General features: G+C 78.4%; 7 protein-coding genes and 1 pseudogene. 6 read left to right on the top strand and 2 right to left on the bottom strand.

What is annotated here, in order from left to right:
• The first annotated feature begins 132 nt into the window (after positions 1–132).
• The 3 genes from WDV06_RS35545 (at position 133) to WDV06_RS35555 (ending at position 2,614) form a co-directional block, all read left to right on the top strand.
• Positions 133–1,665, top strand: coding sequence for an ATP-dependent DNA ligase (locus tag WDV06_RS35545; protein WP_395513948.1), 1,533 nt, complete (start codon positions 133–135; stop codon positions 1,663–1,665).
• A 75-nt stretch (positions 1,666–1,740) separates the two neighbouring features.
• Positions 1,741–2,385, top strand: coding sequence for a helix-turn-helix domain-containing protein (locus tag WDV06_RS35550; protein WP_395513949.1), 645 nt, complete (start codon positions 1,741–1,743; stop codon positions 2,383–2,385).
• A gap of 46 nt (positions 2,386–2,431) precedes the next feature.
• Positions 2,432–2,614 carry a DUF6126 family protein gene (locus WDV06_RS35555; RefSeq protein WP_395513950.1) on the top strand — a complete coding sequence of 61 codons (183 nt, stop codon included), beginning with the start codon at positions 2,432–2,434 and terminating at the stop codon, positions 2,612–2,614.
• Here the strand turns inward: WDV06_RS35555 and WDV06_RS35560 are convergent.
• Both WDV06_RS35560 and WDV06_RS35565 read right to left on the bottom strand, forming a co-directional pair.
• Positions 2,526–3,234 (bottom strand): annotated as a pseudogene (locus WDV06_RS35560) (DUF6629 family protein). The gene WDV06_RS35555 and the pseudogene WDV06_RS35560 overlap by 89 nt on opposite strands.
• A 19-nt stretch (positions 3,235–3,253) precedes the next feature.
• Positions 3,254–4,786, bottom strand: a complete 1,533-nt coding sequence (locus WDV06_RS35565; protein WP_395513951.1) for an MFS transporter — start codon at positions 4,784–4,786, stop codon at positions 3,254–3,256.
• A gap of 696 nt (positions 4,787–5,482) precedes the next feature.
• Between WDV06_RS35565 and WDV06_RS35570 the strand changes: the two genes are divergently transcribed.
• The 3 genes from WDV06_RS35570 (at position 5,483) to WDV06_RS35580 (ending at position 7,260) form a co-directional block, all read left to right on the top strand.
• Entirely contained in the window at positions 5,483–6,250 is a 768-nt protein-coding gene (locus tag WDV06_RS35570) for a serine hydrolase domain-containing protein (protein ID WP_395513952.1), read from the top strand.
• Positions 6,251–6,337: 87 nt separating this feature from the next.
• Positions 6,338–7,135, top strand: a complete 798-nt coding sequence (locus tag WDV06_RS35575) for a hypothetical protein (protein ID WP_395513953.1) — start codon at positions 6,338–6,340, stop codon at positions 7,133–7,135.
• Complete coding sequence (locus WDV06_RS35580) at positions 7,132–7,260, top strand: hypothetical protein (RefSeq protein ID WP_395513954.1); 129 nt, start codon at positions 7,132–7,134, stop codon at positions 7,258–7,260. Before WDV06_RS35575 ends, WDV06_RS35580 begins: the two co-directional genes overlap by 4 nt.
• Positions 7,261–7,319: the final 59 nt, after the last annotated feature.

The following is a 7,319-nucleotide window of genomic DNA, read 5'->3' on the forward strand; positions in this document are numbered from 1 at the left end:
TGGGCTCGGAGTTTTGTATATGAGACTGGGGCCGTGTTGGCGGCTGGGGGGCCGCGGGCCGGCCCGGGCGGCCGGGGGCGCGGGGTCGGGTTCCGGCTGCGGGGCGGGCTGCGGGGCGGCAGGATGGGGCGCATGCTGCTGGCCGAGGTCGCGCGGGTGTCCCGGGAGGTGGCCGGGAGCTCCGCCCGGTCGCGGAAGACCGCCCTGCTCGCGGAGCTCTTCGCCGCCGCGCCCGCCGACGAGGCCGGCCTGGTCATCGCCTACCTCTCCGGCCGTCTTCCGCAGGGCCGCCCCGGCGTCGGCTGGCGCACCCTCGCCCAGGACACCGGGCCGGCCCCGGAGCCCACCCTGACCGTGCGGGACGTCGACGCGGCGGTGACGGAGCTGGCCGCCGTCTCCGGCCCGGGCGCGCAGGCCGAGCGGCGCCGGATCGTGGCCGGGCTGCTGGGCGCCGCCACCGGGCCCGAACAGCGGTTCCTGCGCAGCCTGCTCTCCGGGGAGGTGCGCCAGGGCGCGCTGGACGCGGTGGCCCTGGAGGGGGTGGCGGCCGCCGCCGGGGTCCCGGCCGCGGAGCTGCGCAGGGCGGTGATGCTGGACGGCTCGCTGCCCAGGGTGGCGGCGGCGGTGCTGGCCGACGGGGCCGCGGCGCTGAGCGGCGTGGCCCTGCGCGTCGGGCAGCCCGTCCAGCCCATGCTGGCCGGGACCGCCCGCTCGCTGGAGGACGCCCTGCGGGCACTGGGCCCGTGCGCGGTGGAGGAGAAGCTCGACGGGATCCGGGTCCAGGTCCACCGCGACGGCGCGGCCGCCCACGTGTACACCCGCTCCCTCGACGAGATCACCGGCCGGCTGCCCGAGGTCGTCGAGCTGGCCCTGGGCCTGCCGGGGGAGCGGTTCATCCTCGACGGGGAGGTCATCGGGCACGACGCCGCCGGGCGGCCGGTCCCGTTCCAGGAGATCGCGAGCCGCGTCGGCTCCCGGCTGGACGTGGACGCCGCCCGGCGGACGCTCCCCGTCAGCGCCTTCTTCTTCGACGTGCTGGCCCTCGGCGACCGCGTCCTGCTCGACCTGCCGGTCCGTGAACGGTACGCGGCCCTGGCCGGCCTGGTTCCCGCGTCCGCCCGGGTCCGCCGGCTGGCGGTGGAGGACCCGGCCGGGCAGGAGGAGCAGGCGCAGGGGTTCTGGGCCGAGACCCTGCGCCGCGGGCACGAGGGGGTCATGGTCAAGGCCCTCGACTCGCCGTACGCGGCCGGCCGGCGCGGCAAACAGTGGCTGAAGGTCAAACCCGTCCACACCCTGGACCTCGTGGTGCTGGCCGCCGAGTGGGGCCACGGCCGCCGCACCGGCCTGCTGTCGAACCTGCACCTGGGCGCCCGCGGCGCCGACGGCGGTTTCGCCATGCTCGGCAAGACCTTCAAGGGGCTCACCGACGAGATGCTGCGCTGGCAGACGGAGCGGCTGCGCGAGCTGGCGGTCGAGGACGACGGCTTCACCGTGCGGGTCAGGCCGGAGCTGGTCGTCGAGATCGCCTACGACGGCCTCCAGCGCTCCCCGCGCTACCCGGCCGGTGTCGCCCTGCGCTTCGCCCGGGTCCTGCGGCACCGCCCCGACAAGGGGCCGCACGAGGCCGACACGGTCGACGCGGTGCTGGAGCAGCACCGCGGCTGACTCGGACAGGACAGGGAATTTGCCTCAGAGGCAAGACAGATTGCCAGCGGGGCAAGGCTCTGGCTCAATCGGGGCATGACCCCCCGTCCCGAGGAACCCTCGGACACCGAGACCGCCGAGACCGCCGAGGCCGCCGAAGAGCTGCCCGCCGTGGCCCCGCAGCTGCGCGAGCTGCGCCGGCGCGCCGGACTCACCCTGGAGGCCGCCGCCGCCCGGGCCCGCCTCTCGCCCGCGCACCTGTCGCGACTGGAGACCGGCCGGCGCCAGCCCTCGCTGCCGCTGCTGCTCGGACTCGCCCGCACCTACGGCACGACCGTCTCCGAGCTGCTCGGCGAGACCCCGGCCGTCGCCGACCCCATCGTACGGGCCGGCGGCCCCGGGGCCCGCGAGGCCGACGGGTGGACGTACTGGCAGGCGGGAGGCTCCGGGCGGGGCATGCAGGCCCTGCGCGTGCACGTCCCGCAGGGACGCAGCCAGGACGACCTGGTCCGCGTACACCCCGGTGAGGAGTGGCTGTACGTGCTCGGCGGCCGGCTGCGCCTGCACCTGGGGGAGGCCGAGCACCTGCTGGAGCCGGGGGACAGCGCGCACTTCGACTCGCTGACCCCGCACCGGATCGGCGCGGCCGGTCCCGGCGGGGCGGATCTGCTGTTCGTCCACACCCTGCTCCAGAGCAGCCTCGCCGGGGTCTGCCTCGGCGCCGCCGCCCGGCACCACTAGACGTCCGGCCGGCCCGTCCGGCCCACCGACCGAGGAGCCCACCCGTATGTCCGAGGGAGAGAACATGTCCACCGCCCCCGAGCGGCAGGCGCCGCTGAGCGTCTTCCGGCGCTTCGAGTCCAAGTTCCCGCGCGGGCTGGTCATCCGGCTGATCGCGTACCTGTTCGTCGGCCATCTCTTCGCGTTCTTCGTCTACCTGCTGTTCGTCCTGGGCGGCCGGAACCAGTAGCGGCGCCGCCGGGCGCCGCCCGCCGGACCCAGGCCAGGACCAGCAGCGACGCCACCGCGGCGAAGGCGCACCGGGTGGAGGCGAACTCCAGCCGCCACAGCGCCGCGCACACCGCCGCCCCCACGCCCAGCACGGCCCCCAGCAGCCGCAGCAGCCGGTCCCCCGAGAGGAACAGGGAGCCGAGGGTGGCGCCCAGGTACCCCGCCGGGACCAGCGGCGCGTACGGCACGTCCACCGCGTAGCCCACCACGCGGCCCCGGACCTCGGCGCCCACCGGCCGCACGGCCATGCAGTACGCGAGCACCGCGGCGGTGGCCACGCCGACGGCCGCCGGCCCCCACAGCCGGCGCCGCGCCCCGGGCGGTCCGGCGAGCAGCACCCCGAGCGGCACCCACAGCGGCAGCACGGGCAGGGCGCTCACCGCCCCAGGCCGTGGTCGCCGGGCCGCAGCCGCCGCCCGCGTCCCATACGGCTGCCTCGACCAGCTGGTGCGCCCCGAGCAGCAGCGGGAGCGCGGCGAGGGGCAGGTCCCGCGGCCCGCGCACGCGCGCCAGGCACACCACCCCGGCCGCGGCCACGGCCGAGCCCGCCGCCAGGTCCGCCGGGGCGCTCCAGCACACGCGAGGGCCTCCGGGCCGGTCAGGGAGCGGATTCCCGCGGGTGTTCCAGCGGCGGGGACTCGACCGCGCAGGACGTCCGGCACTCCGGGTGGCAGGCCCCGGGCGAGGGGGAGCGTACGGTCGCCCAGGCCAGGACCGCGCCCACCGACAGCAGCCCCGCGCACCAGAGCATGGCCCGCCCGTAGGCCGCGTCGAAGGCGTCGGCCGACAGGTAGGCGTCCGGGCCCATCCCGGCCAGCAGCGGCAGCGCCGCCACCGCGATCAGCCCCGCGGCCCGGGCGGCGGCGTTGTTGATCCCGCTGGCCAGGCCCGCCCGGCCGGGATCCAGCGAGGCCAGGACGGTCGCGGTCAGCGGGGCCACCAGGGTGGCCATGCCCGCGCCGAGGACCACCATGGCGGGCAGCACGTCCCGCGCGTACGAGGCGTGCGGCCCCACCCGCAGCGTCAGCAGCATCCCGGCGGCGCACAGCAGCGGGCCCACGGTGAGCGGGATCCGCGGCCCGATCCGCTCGCCCAGGGCTCCCGCCCGCGCCGACAGCAGCAGCATCAGGACGGTCGTCGGCAGCAGCGCGGCCCCCGCACCGAGGGCCGAGTACCCGGACACCACCTGGAGCTGGAGCACGACGAGGAAGAAGAACCCGCCGAAGGCCGCGTACACGCACAGGGTGACCAGGTTGACGGCGGTGAACTGGCGGGAGGCGAACACGTCCGGCGGCACCATCGGATCCGGCCGCCGCCGCTCCACGTACACGAACGCCGCGGCCAGCAGCAGCCCGCCCACCCCCGCCACGACGACGGCCCCGGTCGCGGACGTGGCCTCGATCAGCGCGTACGTGATCAGGGCCAGGGCGGACGCGCCGAGCACCGCGCCGAGGACGTCGAACCGCCCGCCGGCCTGCGGGTCCCGCGACTCCGGTACGTGCCTGAGCGCCACCGGCACGCACAACGCGGCCACCGGCACGTTCAGCAGGAACACCCACCGCCAGCCCGGCCCGTCCACCAGCCAGCCCCCGAGGAAGGGCCCCACGGCCGCGCCGACACCGCCGAACCCCGACCACAGGCCCACCGCCCGGGCCCGGTCCTCGGCCCGGATCGAGCCCTGGATCAGCGCGAGCGAGCCGGGCGTGAGCAGGGCCCCGCCGATCCCCTGGAGGGCGCGGGCGCCGATGAGCACCCCGGCGTTCGGGGCGATGCCGCACAGCAGCGAGCCCACGGCGAACCACACCACCCCGAGCACGAAGATCCGGCGCCGCCCGAACCGGTCGCCGAGCGCCCCGCCGACCAGGATCAGTCCGGCCAGGGTCAGCAGGTAGGCGTTCACCGTCCACTGGAGCACCGCCAGGTCGGCGCCGAGGTCGCGGCCGATGCGGGGGAGGGCGACGGTGACCACGGTCGAGTCCAGCAGGGCCATCGCGGAGCCGAGCACGGTGGCCAGCAGCACCCACCGCCCCCGCGCCGACCGCAGCACCACTGCCGGTTCCGGCCCGGTCGCCGCGGGTGGCGGGGGCGGCGTACGGGGGCCGGGCACGGGTTCACCGGGTTGGGCACTCATCCCTCCAGGCTGACCCGCCCGCCCCCGAAGGTCCAGCGGGCGGGCCCGACGCCGCAGGCCACGGCGTGGCGGGCCGGCCGCCGCCCAGCCCGCCGGCGACCCGGCCGTCCGTCCTGACCGCCGGCCGGGTGCTCGTCCCCCGCGACGGCAACGGCGCCGCCGGGCCCCGGTGACCGCCGCAGCGGCGACCCGGCCGTCCGCTCCCCCCCCCCCGCCGACGGCGCGGACGCGGTCGCGGCGGGGCGGGGCACCGTCGAGGCAGCGGCGGCAGAAAGCACCACCACTGCCGACCCGGCCCCTGCGCACGGGCCGGCTTGCCGCCCCTCGGACGGGCGGCCGCTGCCGCGTACCGCCGGCGAGGGCGGGTACGGGCACCGCCGCCTCGGGCCTTCGACGCCCTCGCCGGGGCGCTCGGATCCCGCCCGCCCGGACAACGCCCTGTAGGCCGGTCCGTACCCGACCCTGACCAGGGCCCTTACGGCCGAGGTCACGGACGGGGCGCCCGGCCCCGCTTCGCCACCCGCAGCGGAATCGGCACGCCCCGGGCCGACGCCCTCCGGGTGGCCGACCGCCCCGGCACGCCGTAGCCCGCCTGGCGCCGCCTCACCCCGGCGTTCGGGTGACGGGCGGCGGCGCGGGCGCGACTCCCCGGGCACCTGCCCGGCGCGCCGCGCGGGCCGACGTACCGTTCCGGGCATGACGCCGCAGATCGAGGCCCTCATGCGCACCGCCGACCCGGCCGCGGTCTGGGCGGTGGGCTCGGCGGACCGCGTCCACGCCGCCCGTCCCGGCCCGCCGGGCGACTGGGACACCCCGCTCGACGTGGCCGCCCTCACCCCCGCCCTCGTGTTCTGGCCCCTCCTCGGCACCCTCGTGGCCCGCGGGGAGCTCACCCTGCACACCCCCCTCACGGCCTACGGGGAACCGTCCGACGCCGGAGCACCCCCGGTGACCACCACGCACCAGCTCCTCACCCACGCGGACGGCCCCGCCGCCCTCGCCGCCCTCACCCGTCTCGTCGAACGCCTCGGCGGCGCCCCCCTCGGCGACAGCGCCGCCACCCGGATCTGGCGGCCCCTGGGCATGACCCGCACCCGCCTCGCCGACGGCGTCCTCCACACCACCCTGGCCGACCTCACCCGGTTCCTGAGCCACCTCCTCTCCCCGGCCGACCACCCCGTCCCCCGCGCCTGGACCGCCGAGTCCCTGCGCATCCGCACCGGCGAACTCGCCCCCTCCCGGGGCCTCCTGTGGCACCCCGCGCCCGCCGGGGTGTGGGCCCACCACCCCCCGTCCGGCCCCGGCCCCGCCCTCTGGCTCGCCCCGCGCCACGACCGCTGGGCCGTCCTGCTCCCGGGACCCGGCCCCGGGTCCGGCGCCCGGCTGCGCACCGCCTTCCGCGAGGCGGCCTTCGCCCGCGAGAGCCGCACCGAACCGGCCCTGACCGGCGGCCCACCCTCGTAGCGCAGTCGGAGCGCGCCGCGCGCGGGGCCGACGTACGGTGATCCCGGCAGCCGCCGAACCGCCCTACGCAGCCCCCGCGAGGAGCCCATGTCCGACGCCGTGACCGCGCCGGCCACCGACCCGGACGTCGACACGCTCGACGCCCTGTGCCTGGAACTGGCCGAGGCCGCCGACGCCGTGGGCGAAGCCGCCCGGTACGCCTCCGGGCTCGCGTTCGGCGCACGTCTGCCGGCCGGGGCCCTCGTGGCCCGCAGCAGCCGCCGGCGCCGCGCCTGGCGGACCCTGCTGCGCACCCTGACCGACCCCGCCGGCCTCGGCTGGGCCCCGCGCGGCCGGGGGGTGGCCCGGGCCGGATGGTTCGCCGGGATCCTCGCCCGGCGGGAGAGCCTGGCCGTCAGCGCGGCCGTCTGCGGGCTGAAGGCCCGGATCCGCGTCGCGACCGCGGGCCGGCCCGAGCTCCGCGCGGACCCCGGCTGCGCCGCCGTCCTGCGGGCCGTGGACGGGGGCCGGCAGGCCGACGCCGCCCGCGCCTTCCGGCACCTGCTGCGCGAGCGGGGCGCGGGGCAGGCCTTCACCCTGCTGGCCCCGACCTTCGCGGACATCCTGGCCTGGGACGCCCTCACCGACGAGAACCCCTTCAACGACCACGCGGGCTGGCAGGTCGCCACCGGCCGGGCCGTCACCGCCCAACCGCTGCTGGGATTCGGCGCCGCCCTGCGGGCCTTCTGCGCGCGCGGCCCCCGCGGCGGAGTCGGGGACGACGGCTCCGACCTGCCGCACGCCCGGCGCGTGCGCGCCCGCCGCCGGGGGCCGGGTGACGGGCGGCCGCCCGCTCCCCCTCGCCGACCGGGCCGCGCCGCCCCCACCCCCTGGAGGAACCGTTGAGCGACTGCCGCCCGCCCCTCGCCGTCCCGTCCACACCCGCCGACGGCCTGCGCGGCCACTGCGCCGCGCTGCGCGCCCACGCCCGCCGGCTGCGGGCGGGGGCGGCGGCGCGCGGTCGCGGCTGAAGTGCCCGCTGATCAGGCCCCGGGACAGCACCCCGTACGCCGTGATGCCGACGCCGAGC

This window comes from Streptomyces racemochromogenes (assembly GCF_044129415.1).
Classification (GTDB): domain Bacteria; phylum Actinomycetota; class Actinomycetes; order Streptomycetales; family Streptomycetaceae; genus Streptomyces; species Streptomyces racemochromogenes_A.